Here is a 19,157-nt window from a genome sequence, read left to right as displayed (position 1 = left end):
GGAAACGCACCATGAGCACCTCCCGTCTGCGCACCCTCGGCGACCGCACCGCGGGCCCCGGCAACCCCGTGTACGTCACCGGTGAGATCGGCATCAACCACAACGGCGACCTCGACAACGCCATCAAGCTGATCGACGTGGCCGCCGAAGCCGGCTGCGACGCCGTCAAGTTCCAGAAGCGCACCCCGGAGATCTGCACCCCGCGCGACCAGTGGGACATCGAGCGCGACACCCCCTGGGGCCGGATGACGTACATCGACTACCGCCACCGCGTGGAGTTCGGCGAGAGCGAGTACCGGGCCATCTCCGAGCACTGCGCCGAGCGCGGCATCGACTGGTTCGCCTCCCCGTGGGACACCGAGGCCGTCGCCTTCCTGGAGAAGTTCGACGTCCCGGCCCACAAGGTGGCCTCCGCATCCCTCACCGACGACGAGCTCCTGCGCTCGCTGCGCGCCACCGGCCGCACGGTGATCCTCTCCACCGGCATGTCGACCCCGCGCCAGATCCGGCACGCCGTCGAGGTCCTCGGCTCGGACAACATCCTGCTCTGCCACGCCACGTCGACGTACCCGGCGAAGGCCGAGGAGCTGAACCTGCGGGTCATCAACACCCTCCAGCAGGAGTACCCCAACGTCCCGATCGGCTACAGCGGCCACGAGACGGGCCTGCAGACCACCCTCGCGGCCGTCGCGCTCGGCGCCGCGTTCGTCGAGCGCCACATCACCCTCGACCGCGCCATGTGGGGCTCCGACCAGGCCGCGTCCGTCGAGCCGCAGGGCCTGACCCGCCTGGTCCGCGACATCCGCACCATCGAGGCGTCCCTCGGCGACGGCGTCAAGAAGGTGTACGAGTCGGAGCTCGGCCCGATGAAGAAGCTCCGCCGGGTCCCGGGCGTCGTGGCGGAGAGCGGCGAGACGGCCCAGGCCGCCGAGCCGGTCGCGGTCTGACGGGCAGACCGGTGAACCTCGCCTTCGTCGAGAGCCCGGTCCAGCTCCTGAACGTCCTGGAGTGGGCCTACACAGAGGGGGGCGGCGGCCGTGTCGTCGCGGACGTCACCGTCGTCGTCCTCCCTCCGGTCGACCCGATGTCGCGCGGCCAGCTGCGCCGGATGGCGGAGCTGGCCCGCGACGAGGGCATCACCGTGCGCTGGCAGGAGGCGCGCGGCGACTCGGGTACGCCCCTGAAGTCGCTGCGCGCCCTCACCCGGCTCGTCCGCAACGCCGACCACATCGTCATCGGGGATCCGTTCTCCCGGTACGTACAGCTCCTGCTCTCCCTGGTCCGCCCCCGCCGGCTCACCGTGGTCGACGACGGGACCGCCACCATGGAGTTCGTCGCCCTGCTGACCCGCGGCGAGCGCCTGGTGCGCTGGCACCGCCGCGGCGGCTCCGGCCCCCGCGACCTGGCCCTGGCCCCGGTCTCCGCCACCGCCCGCCGCCGCTTCACCCCGTCCGCGGTCCGCGAGGTCGAACTCTTCACCGCGATGCCGGTGATCCCGCCGCCCGGCATCACCCTCATCCCCAACACCTTCTCCTGGACCCGCTCCCGCTTCGGCCCGCCGAGGCTGACCAAGGGTGCGGACCTGGTCGGCACCTCACTGGTCGAGACGGGCGTGGTGGACCGCGCCCCGTACCTGGAGGCGGTCGCGGCCCTGGCCCGTACGCACGGCGCCACCCGCTACTTCGCCCACCGCCGCGAGTCCACCGAGAAGCTCCACGCCCTGGAGGCCGCCACCAACCTGGAGATCGTCCGCCCCGACCTCCCCCTGGAACTCATCGCCCGCCGCGGCCCCATCGGCCGCACGGTCCTGAGCTTCCCCTCCACGGTGGTCCACACCCTCCCCCTGGCCCTGGCCGGCACCGAGGTGAAGGTCGCGGTCTGCGACATCGCCCCGGAATGGCTCCGCGAAACGGCGTCCCCGAGGGCGCAGGGCTTCCTGGCGGGCGTCACGGAGACGGCCCGCGACGTCCAGCGGCTGGCACCGTGGCGGGTTACGGCGGTGACTACGGAGGCGTGAACCGGCCTGGCAGGCCCCTGCGGATCAAACGGGCGTGACCCGCACGTCGTAGGAAGGGATCCACTTGTCCCGGGTCAGGATGGTCATGCCCTCGGTCTGGGCCTGAGCGATCAGTATCCGATCGAAGGGGTCCCGGTGGTGTCCGGGCAGTCGGCCCGCCCGTACGGCGTGTCCGGCGGTGATCGGAAGTGAGATGAGCTGGCTGTCCCGCACGCGCTCCGCCAGGTCCTCGGGGCCGTCGAGCTTTCCGAGGGACTGTTTGATCGCGATCTCCCAAGGCGTGACCGCACTGACGAAGACCGACGGTTCCGTGTCCACCAGGTGTTTGACCTCGTCAGTGAGCTCGGCGGAGTCGCTGAGCCACCACAGGACGACGTGGGTGTCGAGCAGCAGCTTCATCAGCGCATCCCGAAGGCGTCGGCCACATCGGCCGGCAGTTCGTCGAAGTCGTCGGCGATGCGAATCTGCCCCTCCAGTGAGCCACGTCCGGTCCGCCGCACGCGGGCGCGCAGCGGCACCACCTTCGCCACTGGTTCTCCCGCCTTGGAGATCACCACCTCCTCACCGGTGGCCACCTGCTCCAGAATCCGGGAGAAGTGGGTCTTGGCCTCATGGACGTTGTACTGACGAGCTGCTTCCACGGCTGCCTCACAGGGGCGATGACGGGGTGGACTAACCACTGGACCAAGCTTACGCCGCGAGGTATCGACATGCCGAACTTCGGCTCCGCGACTCGTGGTCCTCCGAGCCGAGAGGGGCGGAAGCCCTACCCGCCTCGCAGTCCTCCCACACGCCGCGACCCAGTCATCTATTCGTCTATGTGGCTGAACTTTTCTTGTTTCATGGTCAGTTGGATGGGGAAGGGCCTTACCCTTCACCAGTGAACGACTCGACGCCCCGCGATGGTGACGCCCGCCTCCTCACCGGAGAAGCCCTGCCCGGCACACTTCCCGCGTCCCTGCGCGCCGAGCTCATCGCCTTCCGTCGCGATCTGCACATGCACCCCGAGCTCGGCAACCAGGAGTTCCGGACCACCGCGGCCATCAAGGCCCGGCTGGAGCAGGCCGGCCTGGAGCCGCGGGTGCTCGCCTCCGGGACCGGGCTCATGTGTGACGTCGGGACGCGGGGCGAGGGGACGCGGCCCATGCTGGCGCTGCGGGCCGACATCGACGCGCTGCCGATCCCGGACACCAAGGCCGGCGTCCCGTACCGCTCCACCGTCCCCGACCGGGCGCACGCCTGCGGCCACGACGTGCACACCACCACCGTCCTCGGGGCCGGCCTCGTGCTCGCCGAGCTGGACCGGCAGGGGCTGCTGCCCAACCCGGTGCGGCTGATCTTCCAGCCGGCCGAGGAGGTGCTCCCCGGCGGGGCGCCCGACGCGATCGGGTCGGGAGTGCTGGAGGGCGTCGGCCGGATCATCGGGGTGCACTGCGATCCGAAGGTCGACGCGGGCCGGATCGGGCTGCGGGTCGGGGCCATCACCTCCGCCTGCGACCGCCTGGAGGTGTCCCTGGACGGCCCAGGCGGTCACACCGCCCGCCCGCACCTGACCACGGACCTGGTCACCGCCGCCGCCAAGGTCGCCACCGAGGTGCCCGCGCTGCTCGCCCGCCGGGTCGACGCCCGGGCCGGGCTCGCGGTGACCTGGGGGCGGCTGGAGACCGGGCACGCGTGCAACGTGATCCCGCAACACGCCGAGCTGTCGGGCACGGTCCGCTGCCTGGACCTGACGGCGTGGCGCGACGCACCGGACCTGGTGCACGCCGCGATCGACGAGGTGGCCGGAATGTACGGCGCCAAGACGGTGATCAACTACGTCCGGGGCGTCCCGCCCGTGGTCAACGACGCGGCCTCGATCGACCTGCTCGGCGGTGCGATGGCCGCCCGCCGGGGTTCGTACACGATCGAGGACACCGAACAGAGCCTGGGCGGAGAGGACTTCTCCTGGTACCTGGAACACGTCCCCGGCGCGATGGCGCGCCTCGGAGTGCGCACCCCCGGCGACACGCGCGGGCTCGACCTGCACCGGGGCAACTTCGACGCGGACGAGGAGGCGATCACCGTGGGGGTGGAGCTCTTCACCGCTTCCGCTCTGCTTGACACGGTGGGCTGAGGGCGGTCTGGTCGGAGCTGGTCGGCAGAGCCAGGTCGGCGACCATTGGTGAACCGTTCCGGATCGGCGAGCTATTAAATGGACTCGCGCGCCTCGTAGGTGTCCAGGGTGTGCGTTTTCCGAACACTGAGTGCTGGAGATATTGCCTCCGGAGCGTCCCCGTTGCATTCCGTTGGCCGACCGAATGGGTAGGTCAGCATAGGTGGGGTATGCCCGCGCCTCGGAGCGCGAGGGAGTACGCCACTGCACGTCGGCAACAACGTCCGTGGAGGCGTCCTCGTCCTCGTACCCGACTGGGCGAGGACGAGGACGCAGTGTCAGACTATCGTGGTGTGCACCTTAAGGATGCCGACGTTTGGGTTATCCGAGCACTTGACGGCCGAAGTCCCAGTGTTTCGCGCCCACGGTCCGTTCACGACCCAGGTGCTCCCGCGAGGATCGACGCACGTGGCCTGCACCCGAAACCGTTTGGCCAGCGACAATCCGCTGCAGGAGGTGTAGGCGACATATGGTGCAGTTTTGGAAACTCCGTACTTGCATGTCGGCATCGCTGTTGCTGTTGGAGCCATTGCGCCTGCGGCTGCCAGCATTCCTGCTGTGATTGAAAGAATGGAAATTGTCCGCTTCATGTTTTCCCTTCGTCAGTGGTCCGGAAACGGGGGGGGGATTCGTCGCAGGGCGTCGTCGTCGACGAGCCTATTCGCGGAATATCCAACGAGGGTCGCCCATTAAAGGCGCGTACGATTAACCCCCACCTTGTAGATGCCCACGCTCGAGTTGTCGGAGCACTGGGCGCTGGAGGTCTTGCCGTTGCCCACCCGGTTTCCATTGACGTGCCACTGGGAACCGCGTGGGTCGATGCAGGTCAGCCGTACCTGTACACCCTCGAGTGGGTAAGGGAGCATACCCGTGCACTTGGCGTATCCCTTGTAGGGCGCGGTGCTCGACTTCCAGGTATCGCAGTCGACGGAGGCTGCGCCGACTTCCGTGGCGGTTGCGGTGGGCGCAGCGACGAAGATCGAGCCAGCTGCGACGATAAGCCCGGCGGCCAGGTTGTACATCTTCTTCATGGGAATCCCTCAGATGCGTGGAAGTGGTCGGGTATCTGTGCGGTCACCCCCGTCCCCCGATTGGTTGAGGGACGAGGGGAGGCCGGAGTCAGGCGCTGAACGAGACCCCGGTCTTGAGGATGCCGACGTTCGGATTGTCCGAGCACTTGACGGTCGAGGTTTTGGTATTTTTCACCCATGGGCCGTACGCGATCCACGTGCTCCCGCGAGGATCGACGCAGGTGACCCTCACTCGGAACTTGTCGGCTGCAGCTATTTCGCTGCAGTAGGCGGAGCCGGTATAGGGAGCGCTGTTGGACGTCCAGGTCTTACAGTTTCCTACGCCAGCCGATGCCGTCGGAGCCATTACGCCGGCGGTCGCCAGCGCCGCTGCCGTGATCGAAAGAATGGACAATATGCGTTTCATTGCTCTCCTCGGTCCGGAAAGTAGCGTCACGATCGAGTGGGTAGGTTTATTCAATGAAACTTTAAGATTTGGGTCAACTTTTTTGCAAGATTTGGCCAAATAATGTAGATCGGTAGAACGTGAGTGTTCATTGTGGGTGCATATGGAACGGTTTGTGCCCGGGGTGTGGCCTGTTCCGTTCGAATGGACGGCAATGATGCGTGAGCCCTCGCCTGAGTTGCTGTGGTGGTTTGCGCACACCGCGCGTCGGGTGGCGGTGGTCGATTGGTCATGTCTGGTGGGTCGAATGGTGTCGGGCGCATGCAGGTCTGCGGCCTCTCGCGGGCGAGCCGGCGCAGACGAGGGGAGCATGGGATCGCCGTGCTCGCGCTGCTGCGCGGCAACCATCCGTAACCGGACAGGTCACCCCAGGTTCGCGACGATCCGATAACGGCTTCCGTACAGGGCTTTATCTGACATCTACGCGCGTTACGATCGCGGCGAAACCAGCGCCGGAAGAGGCGCTTCGGTCAGGTTTGAAGGAGCCTTCCCTTGCGCCGGGTATCCAAGATCACCGCAGCGTGTGCTGTCACCGCAGCTCTCGCGCTCACCGCCACCGCGTGTGGCGAGTCGTCCGACGAGAGCTCCACCTCGGACAACGGCCAGATGAAGATCGGCATGGCCTACGACGTCGGCGGCCGTGGCGACAACTCGTTCAACGACTCCGCCGCCCGTGGCCTCGATAAGGCCAAGGCCGATTTCGACGCCACGACGAAGGAGCTCACCGCCAAGAACGGTGAGACCCCCGCCGACCGCGAGCAGCGCCTGCAGTCGCTGGCCGAGGGTGGCTACAATCCGGTGATCGCCGTCGGCTTCGCGTACAAGGACGCGGTCGACAAGATCGCCCCCAAGTACCCGAAGGTCAACTTCGGTCTGGTCGACTCGGTCGCCGAGGCCAAGAACGTCGCCTCCATCGTCTTCACCGAGGAGCAGGGCTCCTACCTCGCCGGTGTTGCGGCCGCGCTGAAGTCGAAGGATGGCAAGGTCGGCTTCATCGGTGGTGTGGACCTTCCGCTGATCAAGAAGTTCGCCGCCGGTTTCCAGCAGGGCGTCAAGGACACCAAGCCCAAGGCCACCGTGCAGATCCAGTACCTGTCCACCGGCTCGGACCTGTCCGGCTTCGGTAGCCCCGACAAGGGCAAGGCCGCCGCCAAGGGCATGCTCGACAAGGGCATCGACGTCATCTTCGCCGCCGCGGGCGGCTCGGGTGCCGGTGCGATCGAGGCCGTCGCGGGCCAGAAGGGTGCCTGGGTCATCGGCGTCGACTCCGACCAGGCCCTGGACCCGGCGCTGGCCAAGTACAAGGCGTCGATCCTGACCTCGGTCGTCAAGAACGTCGACACCGGCGTCTTCGACCTGGTCAAGTCCGTCAAGGACGGCAAGCCGCTGACCGGCACGCAGACGTACTCCCTGGCCAAGGGCGGCGTCAGCCTCACCACCACGGGTGACCACCTCAAGGACATCCAGACCCAGCTCGACGAGGCGAAGAAGAAGATCGTCGACGGCACCATCACGGTCAAGACCACGACCTGATCCGTCCCGTCGATCGGGGCCCGGACGAGCGGCTTCGGCTGCTCGACCGGGCCCCGATTCCCGTACCCCCGTCTAGGGGGCCAACGCCCCGGTCCGCCATCTGTGATCAGGTGGCCAACGATTCGGTGGCGCTACGCGCGTAGCTCCGGCTCGGGCGCGGTACCTTTTTCCGCCCCCCGCTCACGCCTTCCCGTCTCCGTCCCACCGCCTTCGCCCTCCGCTCCTGCCAATGGAGAGTGCGCCATCAACGCGTCCAGCAGTCCTCATGCCGTGGAGCTCCGCGGCATCACCAAGCGATTCCCCGGGGTCGTGGCCAACCACGACATCGACATCACCGTGCGCCGCGGCACCGTCCACGCTCTCGTCGGTGAGAACGGCGCCGGCAAGTCCACTCTGATGAAGATCCTGTACGGCATGCAGAAGCCGGACGAGGGCACCATTGCGGTGGACGGCGAACAGGCCACGTTCTCCAACCCGGGCGACGCCATCGACCGCGGCATCGGCATGGTGCACCAGCACTTCATGCTCGCCGACTACCTCACCGTCCTGGAGAACGTCGTACTCGGCTCCGAGAAGCTGTACGGCATCGGCGACCGGGCCCGCGCGAAGATTCGGGAGATCTCCGACGCCTACGGTCTGGGCGTCCGCCCGGACGCCATGGTCGAGGACCTCGGGGTCGCCGACCGTCAGCGCGTGGAGATCCTCAAGGTCCTTTACCGGGGTGCCCGCACCCTGATCCTGGACGAGCCCACCGCCGTACTCGTACCGCAGGAGGTCGACGCGCTCTTCGACAACCTGCGCGAGCTCAAGGCCGAGGGTCTGACGGTCATCTTCATCTCGCACAAGCTGGGCGAGGTCCTGTCGGTGGCCGACGAGATCACCGTCATCCGGCGCGGCACGACCGTGGGCACCGCAGATCCGAAGCACACCACGACCAAGCAGCTCGCCGAGCTGATGGTCGGCAGTGAGCTGCCGTCGCCGGAGACCCGCGAGTCGACCGTCACCGACACGCCGATGCTCACCGCCGACGGGCTGCGGCTGACCGCGACCGACCCGGACGGGGTGGTGCGCGCCGTGCTCGACGGCATCACCTTCACCATCCACAAGGGCGAGGTCCTCGGCATCGCCGGCGTCGAGGGCAACGGCCAGTCGGAACTCGTCGACGCCGTCATGGGCATGCGCACCCTCGACGCGGGCTCCTTGTCCCTGGACGGTGCGGACATCTCCCGTACGCCGACGCGCGCGCGCCGCGAGAGCGGCATGGCCGTCATTCCCGAGGACCGCCACCGGCACGGTCTGCTGCTGGAGGCGCCCCTCTGGGAGAACCGCATCCTCGGCCACGTCACCGAACGCCCCAACAGCAAGGGCGCCTTCCTCGACCTCAAGGCGGCCCGCGCCGACACCGAGCGGATCGTGCGCGAGTACGACGTGCGCACGCCCGGCATCGAGGTCACCGCCGCCTCCCTTTCCGGCGGCAACCAGCAGAAGCTGATCGTCGGCCGCGAGATGAGCCACGCGCCCAAGCTCCTGATCGCCGCGCACCCCACCCGGGGCGTGGACGTCGGGGCCCAGGCCCAGATCTGGGACCAGATCCGCGAGGCGCGCCGTGAGGGACTGGCGGTGCTGCTGATCTCCGCCGACCTGGACGAGCTGATCGGGCTCTCCGACACCCTGCGCGTCATGTACCGCGGCCGGCTGGTCGCGGACGCCGACCCGGCCTCCGTCACCCCCGAAGAGCTCGGCTCGGCGATGACGGGCGCGGCCGACGGCCACCTCGAAGCGCCGGAGGACGACGGCGGATCCGCCGCCGCCACGGACGACACCGACCCCCGGAACGGGGGAGAGGACCGATGAAGAAGATCGACAAGGAGCGGCTGCTCCTGGGGATCGCGGCCCCCGTACTCGCGATCGTGGTGGCCTTCCTGGTGACAGCACTCGTGCTCGCCGCCACCGGCAAGGAACCCTTCAGCGCCTTCGGCATCATGTTCGACTACGGCCTGAAGTCGGACAGCCAGGTCTACATCCTCAACAAGGCGACGACGTACTACCTCGCGGGTCTCGCGGTGGCCGTCGGCTTCCGGATGAACCTCTTCAACATCGGCGTCGACGGCCAGTACCGCCTCGCCGCTTTCTTCGCCGCCGCCCTCGGCGGCGCACTCACCCTGCCCGGCTCCCTCCAGATCCCGCTGATCATCCTCACCGCGATGATCGTCGGCGCGATGTGGGCCGGCATCGCTGGTGTCCTCAAGGTCACCCGGGGCGTCAGCGAGGTCGTCTCGACGATCATGCTGAACGCCATCGCGACCGCAATCATCGGCTATCTGCTCCAGCAGAAGCGCCTCGGTCACCTCGACGAGGCCGGCACCAAGATCTCCACCAAGCCGCTCCCGGATTCCTCGCACTTCTTCGAGTTCCCGACCACCCCGACGCCCATCTGGGGCTTCATCGTGGTCGCGATCGTCGCGGGCATCGCCTACTGGTTCACGCTCTCGCGCACCCGGTTCGGCTTCGACCTGCGCACCGTCGGCCAGTCCGGCTCCGCAGCCGAGGCCAGCGGCGTGAACGTCAAGAAGATGGTCGTTACCTCGATGCTCATCTCGGGCGCCGTCGCCGGCCTGATCGGCATGCCGACCCTGCTCAACGACAGCTACGAGTACAGCGGCGACTTCCCGGTCGGTATCGGCTTCACCGGCATCGCCATCGCCCTCCTCGGCCGCAACCACCCCATCGGCATCGCGCTCGGCGCACTGCTCTGGGGCTTCCTGGAACGCGGCACCGGAAAGCTGGAGTTCGAGGGGTACGACAAGGAGATCGTCGGCGTGATCCAGGGAGTCATCGTCCTGTGCGTCGTCATCGCCTACGAAGTCGTCCGCCGCTACGGACTCAAGCGCCAGCAGAGCAAGGTCGGCGCGGAACTCGCCGCACAGGCCGCCCGTAACTCCGACCAGCAGGAGGTGTCGGCGTGACCGTCACGGCGACTTCCACCCCGCCCCCCGCGGCCCCCAAGGTCTCCGGCGGCAAGGGCGGCCGCACCCGTCTCTCCTTCCCTGTCGTCCTGCTGATCATCGCGGGCGTCCTGCTCGCGCTGTCCGCGGTGCGCGCCATCACCGGCGCGCAGGACGTCACCTCGGCCGGACAGATCAGCGCGGCCCTCGCAATGGCCGTACCGATTGGCCTCGCCGGTCTCGGCGGCCTCTGGGCCGAACGCGCTGGCGTGGTCAACATTGGCCTCGAAGGCATGATGATCCTGGGCACCTTCTTCGGCGCCTGGGCCGGCTGGCAGACCAACCCCTGGCTCGGCGTTCTCGCCGGTGTCATCGGCGGCATGCTCGGCGGACTGCTGCACGCGGTCGCCACCGTCACCTTCGGCGTCGACCACATCATCTCCGGCATCGCGATCAACATCCTGGCGCTCGGTTTCACCACGTACTTCGCCAAGCTGTGGTTCAACTCCGGTGACGCCGCCGCCAAGGGCGGGTCCCCGAAGCAGTCCCCGCCCGCCGACGAGATCACGTCGGTGACGATCCCCGGCCTCTCCGACTGGCTGCACTCCGTCGAGAAGCACCACTGGTTCTTCGTCTCCGACCTGGCCGGTGTCATTGGCGGCGTGGTCACCAACGTGTCCCTGCTGACGATCGTCGCCGCCGTCCTGTTCGTCGCGACGTTCTTCATCCTGTGGAAGACGGCCTTCGGCCTGCGCCTGCGCTCCTGCGGCGAGAACCCGGTGGCCGCCGAATCGCTCGGCGTAAACGTCTATACGTACAAGTACATCGCGGTGATTGTCTCCGGCGGCCTGGCCGGACTCGGCGGTGCCTTCCTCTCCCTGGTCACCTCGCACATCTACAACGAGGGACAGACCGGCGGCCGCGGATACATCGGTCTCGCCGCGATGATCTTCGGTAACTGGCGTCCCGGCGGACTTGCCATGGGTGCGGGCCTGTTCGGCTTCGCCGACGCGCTCCAGTTGCGCAACGGTGGCGAGTCCGTCCACGCGCTGCTCCTGCTGCTCGTGGTCGTCCTGGTCGGCATCGCCGCCTGGAAGCTCTACCGCAAGAGCTTCCTGCAGGGCGTCGTCAGCGCGGTCATCGCCGCCGCTGTGCTGGTCTGGTACCTCGGTACGGACACGGTGCCCACCGAGTTCGTGAGCGCCACCCCGTACGTCGTCACGCTGCTCGTCCTCTCGCTCTCCGCGCAGCGGCTGCGGATGCCGAAGGCGGACGGCATGCGCTACCGCAAGGGACAGGGCAAGTGACGCCCACCGCCGGCGCGGACGCCGCTGCCGTCGCAGGGGCCGACTGGGACGCCCTGCGGGCCGCCGCCCGGGACGCCATGTCCCGGGCGTACGCCCCGTATTCGGGCTACCCGGTCGGCGTCGCCGCACGGGTCGACGACGGCCGCACCGTCGTCGGATGCAACGTCGAGAACGCCTCGTACGGCATCGGACTGTGCGCGGAGTGCGGACTGGTCTCCCAGCTGCACGCCACCGGCGGCGGCCGCCTCACCCACTTCACCTGCGTGGACGGAGCGGGCGAGATCCTGGTGCCGTGCGGCAGGTGCAGGCAGTTGCTGTACGAGTTCGGCGGACCGGAACTCCTCCTGGAGACGCCGGACGGCTTCCGCACGCTGGACGAGATGCTGCCGCAGGCCTTCGGGCCGGCGCACCTCCGGTAACAACCCGCCGGGTGGGCCCACATGCGGCCCACCCGGCGGCCTTTTCCTCCTCTATGCGCGTAGAGTCAACGGGACTCATGCGTGCTCATGTGCGTACGTACGTACCGGCCGGAAGGACTCCAGACCATGGACGCCATCTCCGTCATCCGCACCAAGCGGGACCGAGGCGAGCTGACCCCTGAGCAGATCGACTGGGTCATCGACGCGTACACCCGCGGCGAGGTCGCCGACGAGCAGATGTCCGCGCTGGCCATGGCGATCCTGCTGAACGGCATGAACCGTACGGAGATCGCCCGCTGGACCGCCGCCATGATCGCCTCCGGTGAGCGGATGAACTTCGACGCGCTCTCCCGCCCCACCACCGACAAGCACTCCACCGGCGGCGTCGGCGACAAGATCACCCTGCCGCTGGCCCCCCTGGTCGCCGCCTGTGGCGCCGCCGTACCGCAGCTCAGCGGCCGCGGCCTCGGCCACACCGGCGGCACGCTCGACAAGCTGGAGTCCATCCCCGGCTGGCGCGCGCACCTGTCCAACGCCGAGATGCTGAACGTCCTCGACACCACGGGCGCCGTGATCTGCGCGGCCGGCGACGGGCTCGCCCCCGCGGACAAGAAGCTGTACGCGCTCCGCGACGTCACCGGCACCGTCGAGGCGATCCCGCTCATCGCCAGCTCGATCATGTCCAAGAAGATCGCCGAGGGCACCGGCGCACTCGTCCTGGACGTCAAGGTCGGCTCCGGCGCCTTCATGAAGACCATCGAGGACGCCCGCGAACTGGCCTCCACCATGGTCGCCCTGGGCACCGACAGCGGCGTACGCACGGTGGCCCTGCTCACCGACATGGCCACCCCCCTCGGCCTCACCGCCGGCAACGCCCTGGAGGTCCGCGAGTCCGTGGACGTCCTGGCCGGCGGCGGCCCGAAGGACGTCGTCGACCTCACCCTGGCCCTGGCCCGCGAGATGCTGGACGCGGCCGGGCTCAAGGACGCCGACCCGGAGAAGGCCCTCGCGGACGGCTCCGCGATGGACGTGTGGCGCCGCATGATCTCCGCCCAGGGCGGCGACCCGGACGCCACCCTCCCGGTCGCCCGCGAGCAGCACGTCGTCACGGCCCCGTCCTCCGGCGTCCTCACCCGCCTCGACGCCTACGACATCGGCGTCGCCGCCTGGCGCCTCGGCGCGGGCCGCGCCCGCAAGGAGGACCCGGTCCAGGCCGGCGCGGGTGTCGAACTGCACGCCAAGCCGGGCGACGAGGTGACGGCCGGGATGCCGCTGCTGACGCTGCACACGGACACCCCGGAGAAGTTCGAGTACGCGCTGAAGGCGCTGCCGGACTCGTACGACATCGCCCCGACGGGCACGCCGTTCGCCGCCGTCCCGGTGGTGCGGGAACGTATCGCCTGACCTGCGGCTTCACGTGCGGTTACCTCGTGCGGGTGAACGGGACCGGTGGACTGCCACCGGTCCCGTTCGGCATGCTGGACTCGGTGACGCACCGATAAGAGGAGACCGCCATGAGCGCACTCACTGTCGACCCCGCGCCGGGCTTCGGCCAGGACTGGGACGACCTCGTCCGGATCTGGGAGGAGACGGACGCGCCCGAGGGCTGCAAGGTGGAGATCATCGAGGGGATCGTCACCGTGTCGCCACCGCCGTCCAAGGACCACAACACCACCGCTGCTCTGCTCCAGCGCAGGCTCTACACCGTCATCCCGGAGGACTGGGAGATCTACCAGACCCTCGGCGTCTCCGTTCCGGGCCGCGCCGGGCTCTACATCCCCGACCTCGTGGTGCTGCCGCGAGCGGTGGCCACCGGGCCGGGCAACCGCGTCCCGGCGGAAGAGGTACGGCTCGTCGTCGAGATCACCTCGCGGGCCAACGCCAATCACGACCGCATCGGCAAGACACACGGCTACGCGCAGGCCGGCGTCGAGCTCTTTCTGCTCCTCGATCCCTGGCACTCCGGCCGCCCCACCGCCACGCTGTACGGGGAGCCGGCCGACGGCACATACCGTGTGCTGAACACGGTCGAGTACGGCGAGAAGTTGACGCTGCCCGAGCCGTTCGGGCTGGATCTGGACACCGGGATCTTCCCCGTGAGTTGAGAAGTGCCGCAGCGCCGCGATGAGTTTCGCCCGCGTCGCCGGTCTCCTAGGTATGGATCCCTTGTCGCCGGCCGTCTTCGTCCTCTCCGGGCACGTCACCAGGGCCGGTACGCCCCGTCTCTGCGCCGAGTTGGAGGCGATACTGGCCACGTCGGAAGCCGCGGTGGTGGACTGCGACGTGGGCGGTATCGTGCGTCCCGACCTGGCCGCGGTGGAGGCGATCGCGCGCCTGTCGCTGGTGGCCCGCAGGGCGGGAGGCCGACGTCTACGGCTGCGCGGGTCCGCTCCGGAACTTCAGCTGCTGCTCGACCTGGTGGGGCTGGCGGACGTGGTGGGCTTGGCGGAGACGGGGCGGATGCCGTCGGCCGGGGAGTGAGCGGGGACGGGGTGCGAAGACCCGGTTCGGCTGGTCTGGCGTTCCCAGGAAGATCTGGACCGGCACAACGCGACCCCGCCGCTACGTGCCTTCTTGGACAACCTGCTGGATTTCCTCGAAGAAGCCCCTGACGGCTACTTCAACACCATGGTCAGTCCTTACCCGAGCCCATCCGTCCCCAGCGGGCGTCACTCGGGCTCGCCGGACGCGGAGCCGATCACGAGCACGAGCTTCCCGCGCACGTGACCGCTCTCGCCGACGCGGTGCGCCTCCGCGATCTCGGCGAGGGGGAAGGTCTGCGCGACCGGGAGCGCGAAGCGGCCGGACTCGACCAACTCACCGATCCCGGCCAGCGCGTGCACCGCGCGGCCGGTGTCCCCGCGGCTGAAGGTCACGCCGTGCTCCGCCGCACCGGCGAAGTCGGCGATCGTCACGACGTGCTCCGCCCCGCCCGCGAGTCCGATGAGCTCGGGCAGGACGCCGCTGCCTGCGACGTCGAGCGCGGCGTCCACGCCGTCGGGCGCGAGTGCGCGGACCCGCTCGGCCAGACCCTCGCCGTAGGCGACGGGCTCGGCGCCCAGTGAGCGCAGGTACGCGTGGTTCGCCGGACTCGCGGTGCCGATCACCCGCGCGCCGCGCGCCACGGCGAGCTGGACCGCTGCGCTGCCAACGCTTCCGGAGGCGCCGTTGACGAGCAGGATGCTGTCCTTGCCGAGCCCTCGGCCGTGATCGCCCGGGGGTGATCCCTCCCCGGCAGCGAGCTGGTCGAGAGCGCGCGTGGCCGTCTCGACGGCGGCCGGCAGGGCGGCGGCGCCGGTGAAGTCGAGCGACGGCGGGATCGGCGCGTAGTGGGCCAGCACGACCAGCTCGGCCTGGGCCGCCGGCTCGGCGGAGAAGCCGAACACGCGATCACCGACCGCCACGTCCGTGACGCCGTCGCCGAGCTCGTCGACGATGCCTGCCGCCTCGTGGCCCAGAGTCTGCGGGAGCTCCTCGTCCATCAGGCCCCCGCGCTTCTTCCAGTCGCTCGCGTTGACGCCGGCCGCACGCACCATGATCCGGATCCGGCCGGGACCTGGGTGCGGATCGGGGAGGTCCACGATTTCGAGGACCTCCGGGCCCCCGAACTGCTGGAAACGAGCTGCCTTCATCAATGTGCTCCGAACCGGAATCGCTCCGAACTGGAATCAAGGGGTCGCGGTTGCTCCGCGAACGTACGACACCCGGGCCGCGCACGGCTTGGCGCGGGGATCGGCGCATGACTGCCCCCGCTGCCCCCGTCCGGCAACATCGCCGGATCAGCCGACCACCGCGTAGTCGCACAACACCTGGGTGGCCCGGGAGGCCTGAACGTCTGCCTCCACCGGCGCACGCTTCGTCGGCAGGCCGGTGACAGAGGGATCCGGCGTTCTGGGCCGCGACCGCTCCTCAGCCCGGGCGAGCGCCTCCCGGCAGTCGGACTCCGGCTGCGGCCCCGGCTCCGCCCCGGAGCCCGGCGGCACGACGCGGGCCGGTCCCGACGTCGCCGCCGGCTCACCCACCCACTGCGTGACGCCCCACCCGGCGACGGCGAGTACCACCCACCCCGCGACCAGCCCCCGCGCGACGCCCCGTCTCACGCGGCGTCCGCCTCCAGATGATCCGGCAGGCCGAACAGCGGGAACCAGCGCGGCGTGTCCAGGAAGCAGTGCATCCCCGTGATCGCACCGTCCTGGATGTCGATGACCTGCACCGCCCACGGCACGAAGCCGGGTCCGTCAGGATTCGGCTTGTAGTGCGCGAAAGCCGGGGTGCCGTTCGCCGACGTCGCGACCAGGCGGGAGCCCTCGCAGGCCGCGCCCATCGACGTCATGAAGCCTGTGATGTCGTCGTGCCCCTGGAGCCAGAGGTCGAACGGCGGCATCGTCATGATCGCGTCCTCGTGGAGCAGCGCGGTCAGTGCCTTCATGTCGTAGCCCTCGAACGCCGCCACGTAACGCTCCAGGAGCTTCGCCTGCTCCTCGTCGAGCGGATCCGCCGCGTCGGCGGGGGAGCTCTGCTGGTCGGTCAACGTGGCCCGGGCCCGCTGGAGCGCGCTGTTGACCGAGGCGACCGAGGTGTCCAGCAGCTCGGCGACCTCGGCGGCCTTCCACGCCAGCACCTCGCGCAGGATCAGCACCGCCCGCTGCTTCGGCGGCAGGTGCTGGAGCGCGGCGACGAAGGCGAGCCGTACCGACTCGCGCGCGACGGCGGCCTCCGCCGGGTCCTCCACCGACGGCAGGATCCGCCCGTCCGGCATCGGCTCCAGCCAGGCGTTCTCCGGAAGCGGATTGAGGGCCGCCTGCGCGAGCGGCGTCGGGCCCGACAGGTCGACCGGCCGGGCGCGCTTGTTGCCCGCGTTCAGCATGTCGAGGCAGACGTTCGTCGCGATGCGGTACAGCCAGGACCGCAGCGACGAACGTCCCTCGAACTTCTCGATGTTGCGCCACGCGCGCACCAGGGTGTCCTGGACCGCGTCCTCCGCCTCGAAGGCCGAGCCGAGCATCCGGTAGCAGTAGCCGGTCAGCTCGACCCGGTGTCCCTCCAGACGACTGTCGAAGTCGGTCGCCGTCGCCGTCAGATCACTCATCGCTTTCGCTCACCCCTGTTGCGCTGTGACACCGCTCACTCCAGCACTTCGGAAGCTACCGCAAGCCACTGACAACGGGGGCGGGAAGGGGAGAAGCGGTCACGTCCCGAGCTTGCGCCCGTACACGTACACGTCGTCGCCGTTCTTCAACAGGTTCCAGTATGACTTCGCGTCGGCGGTGCGCATGTTGACGCAACCGTGCGAGCCCGGCGGGTTCCACATCTTCACGCCCACCGCGTGGAAGGCCTGCCCGCCGTCGAAGAACTGCGAGTACGGCATCTTCACGTGGTAGAGCGACGAGACGTGGTTCTTGTGCTTCCAGTAGATCTTCTTCGCCCCGGTCCGGGTCTCGTACCCGTTCCGCCCGGTCCGCACCGGCACCGGCCCGAACTTCAGCTTGCTGCCGTCCTGGATCCAGGTGATCTGCCGGGTCAGGTCCACGCACGCGATGCGCCCCTTGTTCGTGGGGCACTTCCTGGCCTTGTTCGGGTTCTTCCCGGCCGCCTTCTGCGCGGAGAGCGTCTGCATGGTGCGCCAGGTGACGGGCCCCGCGTAACCGATCGTGGGCGTGACGCCGTACTTGCTCTGGAACGAGCGGATCGCCTTGCAGTCGGCGGCCGACTGCTTGCCGTCCACCTTCAGGTGCAGGTACTTCTCGACCTGCTTCTGGTACGGCCCCCTGGACGTCGTGCACGACGCCGCCTGGGCGGTGCCGCCGGTGCCGAGTACGAACGCCGGTACGGCCGTCAGACCGGCGACGGACAGCGCGAGCACGCGCCGTGCCCGCACACCCCGTATGTTCCCCGTGATCTTCATATACGCCAACTCCCCTTCGCGCGCAGTGCGGTGATTCCGCCTGCTAGACGCGCGTCGGGGAGTGGATGGTTGTGCGCCGAATGTCTCAGTTCTGTACGGACGCCATCGCGGGCACCGGCCGACGCCGCTCGACCCGCGCCGCCCGTGTCCCGTACAGCGTGATCGATACGACCCCGAGCACCGCGACCAGCCCCAGCGTCACCGTGCCCGCCCAGCCACCGGCGTGGAAGGCGACCGCGCCGAGCGTGCCGCCCGCGCTGGAGCCCAGGTAGTACGCCGACTGGTAGAGCGCCGACGCCTGGGCGCGGCCCGTGGTCGCCGTACGGCTCACGGAGGACGAGGCGACCGCGTGTCCGGCGAAGAAGCCAGCCGTGATCAGGACCAGGCCGAGGAGCACGGCGGCCAGCTGGTCGGCGAGCGAGAGCAGGAGCCCGGCGGCGGTGGTGGAGACGGCGAGGTACAGCGCGCCCCGGCGCCCCAGCCGGCCGACGAGCCGCCCCGCGGCCGCCGAGGACACCGTGCCGACCAGATAGACGAGGAAGATGGACCCGACGACACCCTGCGGGAGGCTGAACGGCGCCTCGGCGAGCCGGAAGCCGATCACCGTGTAGACCGCGCCGAACACCGTCATGAACAGGGCGCCGATCGCGTACAGCCGACGCAGCAGCGGGTCGGAGAGGTGCCCCCCGACGGTCTTCGCCAGGGCCTTCGGGTTCAGCGAACCGGGGGTGAAGTTCCGGGCCCGGGGGATCATGAAGTGGAAGACGACCGCGCACGCCACGGCCAGCAGCCCGACGGCGCCGAGCGCCGCCCGCCAGCCCCACGCCTGGGCGACCCAGCCGGTGAGGATGCGGCCGCTCATCCCGCCGATGCTGTTCCCGGCCACGAACAGCCCGATCGCGGCGACGAGCGCCTTCGGCCGGACCTCCTCCGCCAGGTACGCCATCGCGGAGGCGGGCAGACCGGCGAGTGCGGCGCCCTGGACCGCACGCAGCGCGATCAGCCAGCCGAGCGAGGGCGCGAACGGCACGAACAGCCCCACGGTCACCGCGACCACCAGCGAGGCGGTCATCATCTGCCGCCGCCCGAACCGCTCGGACAGCGCGCTCAGCGGCAGCACGCACAGCGCCAGCGCACCCGTCGCCGCGGACACCGTCCAGCTCGCCTGCCCGGCCGTGGCGCCGAAGGACGCGGAGACGGCGGGCAGCAGCGCCTGGGTGGAGTAGAGGAGCGCGAACGTCGCGACACCGGCGGCGAAGAGCGCGAAGCTCATCCGGCGATAGCCGGGGTGTCCGGGCTCGAGCCGGTCTGCGGTGGAGGGTACGGGGGACGGCTGGGTCGAGGCGGCCACGATGAGGGTGGACGCCCCGGTACTGGCAGGAGGCATGCCACGAAAGTAG

General features: G+C 69.3%; 20 protein-coding genes. 11 read left to right on the top strand and 9 right to left on the bottom strand.

Translation table 11 applies throughout. The annotated features are described in order from the left end of the window. Positions 1-11 precede the first annotated feature (11 nt). Positions 12-947 carry an N-acetylneuraminate synthase family protein gene (locus ACFYPA_RS23350; RefSeq protein WP_359313554.1) on the top strand — a complete coding sequence of 312 codons (936 nt, stop codon included), beginning with the start codon at positions 12-14 and terminating at the stop codon, positions 945-947. 11 nt (positions 948-958) lie between these two features. Next, positions 959-2,017, top strand: a complete 1,059-nt coding sequence (locus ACFYPA_RS23345; protein ID WP_359078622.1) for a hypothetical protein — start codon at positions 959-961, stop codon at positions 2,015-2,017. Between the two features lie 24 nt (positions 2,018-2,041). Here ACFYPA_RS23345 and ACFYPA_RS23340 read toward each other — a convergent pair whose 3' ends face one another. Continuing rightward, positions 2,042-2,416 (bottom strand): type II toxin-antitoxin system VapC family toxin, encoded by a 375-nt coding sequence (locus tag ACFYPA_RS23340; protein ID WP_359078624.1) that lies wholly within the window; start codon positions 2,414-2,416, stop codon positions 2,042-2,044. Further along, positions 2,416-2,658, bottom strand: a complete 243-nt coding sequence (locus tag ACFYPA_RS23335) for a type II toxin-antitoxin system prevent-host-death family antitoxin (protein ID WP_359078626.1) — start codon at positions 2,656-2,658, stop codon at positions 2,416-2,418. The genes ACFYPA_RS23340 and ACFYPA_RS23335 overlap by 1 nt, the downstream gene beginning before the upstream one ends. A gap of 239 nt (positions 2,659-2,897) precedes the next feature. Between ACFYPA_RS23335 and ACFYPA_RS23330 the strand changes: the two genes are divergently transcribed. After that, complete coding sequence (locus ACFYPA_RS23330) at positions 2,898-4,133, top strand: amidohydrolase (protein WP_389133975.1); 1,236 nt, start codon at positions 2,898-2,900, stop codon at positions 4,131-4,133. Between the two features lie 728 nt (positions 4,134-4,861). Here the strand turns inward: ACFYPA_RS23330 and ACFYPA_RS23325 are convergent. Both ACFYPA_RS23325 and ACFYPA_RS23320 read right to left on the bottom strand, forming a co-directional pair. Further along, positions 4,862-5,203, bottom strand: a complete 342-nt coding sequence (locus ACFYPA_RS23325) for a hypothetical protein (RefSeq protein WP_359313551.1) — start codon at positions 5,201-5,203, stop codon at positions 4,862-4,864. Positions 5,204-5,291: 88 nt separating this feature from the next. Then, a complete protein-coding gene (locus tag ACFYPA_RS23320) occupies positions 5,292-5,609 on the bottom strand; it encodes a hypothetical protein (protein ID WP_359313549.1) in 318 nt (105 codons plus the stop codon). Between the two features lie 531 nt (positions 5,610-6,140). Between ACFYPA_RS23320 and ACFYPA_RS23315 the strand changes: the two genes are divergently transcribed. From ACFYPA_RS23315 to ACFYPA_RS23280, 8 genes are all read left to right on the top strand, one after another. After that, positions 6,141-7,181, top strand: coding sequence for a BMP family ABC transporter substrate-binding protein (locus ACFYPA_RS23315; protein WP_359313546.1), 1,041 nt, complete (start codon positions 6,141-6,143; stop codon positions 7,179-7,181). Positions 7,182-7,451: 270 nt separating this feature from the next. Next, positions 7,452-9,035, top strand: coding sequence for an ABC transporter ATP-binding protein (locus ACFYPA_RS23310; protein ID WP_359313543.1), 1,584 nt, complete (start codon positions 7,452-7,454; stop codon positions 9,033-9,035). After that, positions 9,032-10,147 carry an ABC transporter permease gene (locus tag ACFYPA_RS23305; RefSeq protein WP_359313541.1) on the top strand — a complete coding sequence of 372 codons (1,116 nt, stop codon included), beginning with the start codon at positions 9,032-9,034 and terminating at the stop codon, positions 10,145-10,147. Before ACFYPA_RS23310 ends, ACFYPA_RS23305 begins: the two co-directional genes overlap by 4 nt. Beyond that, on the top strand, positions 10,144-11,433 hold the full coding sequence (locus tag ACFYPA_RS23300) for an ABC transporter permease (protein ID WP_359313539.1): 1,290 nt from the start codon (positions 10,144-10,146) through the stop codon (positions 11,431-11,433). The genes ACFYPA_RS23305 and ACFYPA_RS23300 overlap by 4 nt, the downstream gene beginning before the upstream one ends. Beyond that, the gene (locus tag ACFYPA_RS23295; protein WP_359313535.1) at positions 11,430-11,852 is read left to right on the top strand and encodes a cytidine deaminase; all 423 of its coding nucleotides are present in this window, start codon (positions 11,430-11,432) and stop codon (positions 11,850-11,852) included. Before ACFYPA_RS23300 ends, ACFYPA_RS23295 begins: the two co-directional genes overlap by 4 nt. 126 nt (positions 11,853-11,978) lie before the next feature. Beyond that, complete coding sequence (locus ACFYPA_RS23290) at positions 11,979-13,256, top strand: thymidine phosphorylase (RefSeq protein ID WP_359078634.1); 1,278 nt, start codon at positions 11,979-11,981, stop codon at positions 13,254-13,256. 110 nt (positions 13,257-13,366) lie between these two features. Continuing rightward, entirely contained in the window at positions 13,367-13,957 is a 591-nt protein-coding gene (locus tag ACFYPA_RS23285) for a Uma2 family endonuclease (RefSeq protein WP_359078636.1), read from the top strand. A 52-nt stretch (positions 13,958-14,009) separates the two neighbouring features. Continuing rightward, entirely contained in the window at positions 14,010-14,333 is a 324-nt protein-coding gene (locus ACFYPA_RS23280) for an STAS domain-containing protein (protein ID WP_359078638.1), read from the top strand. A gap of 188 nt (positions 14,334-14,521) precedes the next feature. Here ACFYPA_RS23280 and ACFYPA_RS23275 read toward each other — a convergent pair whose 3' ends face one another. The 5 genes from ACFYPA_RS23275 to ACFYPA_RS23255 all read right to left on the bottom strand — a co-directional run bounded on the left by ACFYPA_RS23275 (position 14,522) and on the right by ACFYPA_RS23255 (position 19,144). Continuing rightward, on the bottom strand, positions 14,522-15,484 hold the full coding sequence (locus ACFYPA_RS23275; protein WP_389133967.1) for an NADP-dependent oxidoreductase: 963 nt from the start codon (positions 15,482-15,484) through the stop codon (positions 14,522-14,524). 147 nt (positions 15,485-15,631) lie between these two features. Beyond that, positions 15,632-15,952, bottom strand: coding sequence for a hypothetical protein (locus ACFYPA_RS23270; protein ID WP_359313532.1), 321 nt, complete (start codon positions 15,950-15,952; stop codon positions 15,632-15,634). After that, complete coding sequence (locus ACFYPA_RS23265) at positions 15,949-16,941, bottom strand: sigma-70 family RNA polymerase sigma factor (RefSeq protein ID WP_389133964.1); 993 nt, start codon at positions 16,939-16,941, stop codon at positions 15,949-15,951. The genes ACFYPA_RS23270 and ACFYPA_RS23265 overlap by 4 nt, the downstream gene beginning before the upstream one ends. 99 nt (positions 16,942-17,040) lie before the next feature. Further along, positions 17,041-17,757, bottom strand: a complete 717-nt coding sequence (locus ACFYPA_RS23260) for a L,D-transpeptidase family protein (protein WP_359078644.1) — start codon at positions 17,755-17,757, stop codon at positions 17,041-17,043. 85 nt (positions 17,758-17,842) lie between these two features. Then, entirely contained in the window at positions 17,843-19,144 is a 1,302-nt protein-coding gene (locus ACFYPA_RS23255; protein ID WP_389133961.1) for an MFS transporter, read from the bottom strand. Between the last annotated feature and the right edge of the window lie 13 nt (positions 19,145-19,157).

This window comes from Streptomyces sp. NPDC005775 (assembly GCF_042871565.1).
In the GTDB taxonomy this organism is placed as follows: Bacteria; Actinomycetota; Actinomycetes; order Streptomycetales; family Streptomycetaceae; genus Streptomyces.
The sequence above is the reverse complement of the archived record's forward strand: the minus strand, read 5'-3'. Positions and strand labels throughout refer to the sequence as shown.

What these genes read in the sequence shown, in the direction of transcription:
- ACFYPA_RS23280 (WP_359078638.1), top strand. Translation starts at nt 14,010, where the DNA reads ATGGATCCCTTGTCGCCGGCCGTCTTCGTCCTCTCCGGGCACGTCACC.
- ACFYPA_RS23265 (WP_389133964.1), bottom strand. Translation starts at nt 16,941, where the DNA reads ATGAGTGATCTGACGGCGACGGCGACCGACTTCGACAGTCGTCTGGAG.
- ACFYPA_RS23305 (WP_359313541.1), top strand. Translation starts at nt 9,032, where the DNA reads ATGAAGAAGATCGACAAGGAGCGGCTGCTCCTGGGGATCGCGGCCCCC.
- ACFYPA_RS23260 (WP_359078644.1), bottom strand. Translation starts at nt 17,757, where the DNA reads ATGAAGATCACGGGGAACATACGGGGTGTGCGGGCACGGCGCGTGCTC.
- ACFYPA_RS23255 (WP_389133961.1), bottom strand. Translation starts at nt 19,144, where the DNA reads ATGCCTCCTGCCAGTACCGGGGCGTCCACCCTCATCGTGGCCGCCTCG.
- ACFYPA_RS23285 (WP_359078636.1), top strand. Translation starts at nt 13,367, where the DNA reads ATGAGCGCACTCACTGTCGACCCCGCGCCGGGCTTCGGCCAGGACTGG.
- ACFYPA_RS23325 (WP_359313551.1), bottom strand. Translation starts at nt 5,203, where the DNA reads ATGAAGAAGATGTACAACCTGGCCGCCGGGCTTATCGTCGCAGCTGGC.
- ACFYPA_RS23320 (WP_359313549.1), bottom strand. Translation starts at nt 5,609, where the DNA reads ATGAAACGCATATTGTCCATTCTTTCGATCACGGCAGCGGCGCTGGCG.
- ACFYPA_RS23350 (WP_359313554.1), top strand. Translation starts at nt 12, where the DNA reads ATGAGCACCTCCCGTCTGCGCACCCTCGGCGACCGCACCGCGGGCCCC.
- ACFYPA_RS23340 (WP_359078624.1), bottom strand. Translation starts at nt 2,416, where the DNA reads ATGAAGCTGCTGCTCGACACCCACGTCGTCCTGTGGTGGCTCAGCGAC.
- ACFYPA_RS23275 (WP_389133967.1), bottom strand. Translation starts at nt 15,484, where the DNA reads ATGAAGGCAGCTCGTTTCCAGCAGTTCGGGGGCCCGGAGGTCCTCGAA.
- ACFYPA_RS23290 (WP_359078634.1), top strand. Translation starts at nt 11,979, where the DNA reads ATGGACGCCATCTCCGTCATCCGCACCAAGCGGGACCGAGGCGAGCTG.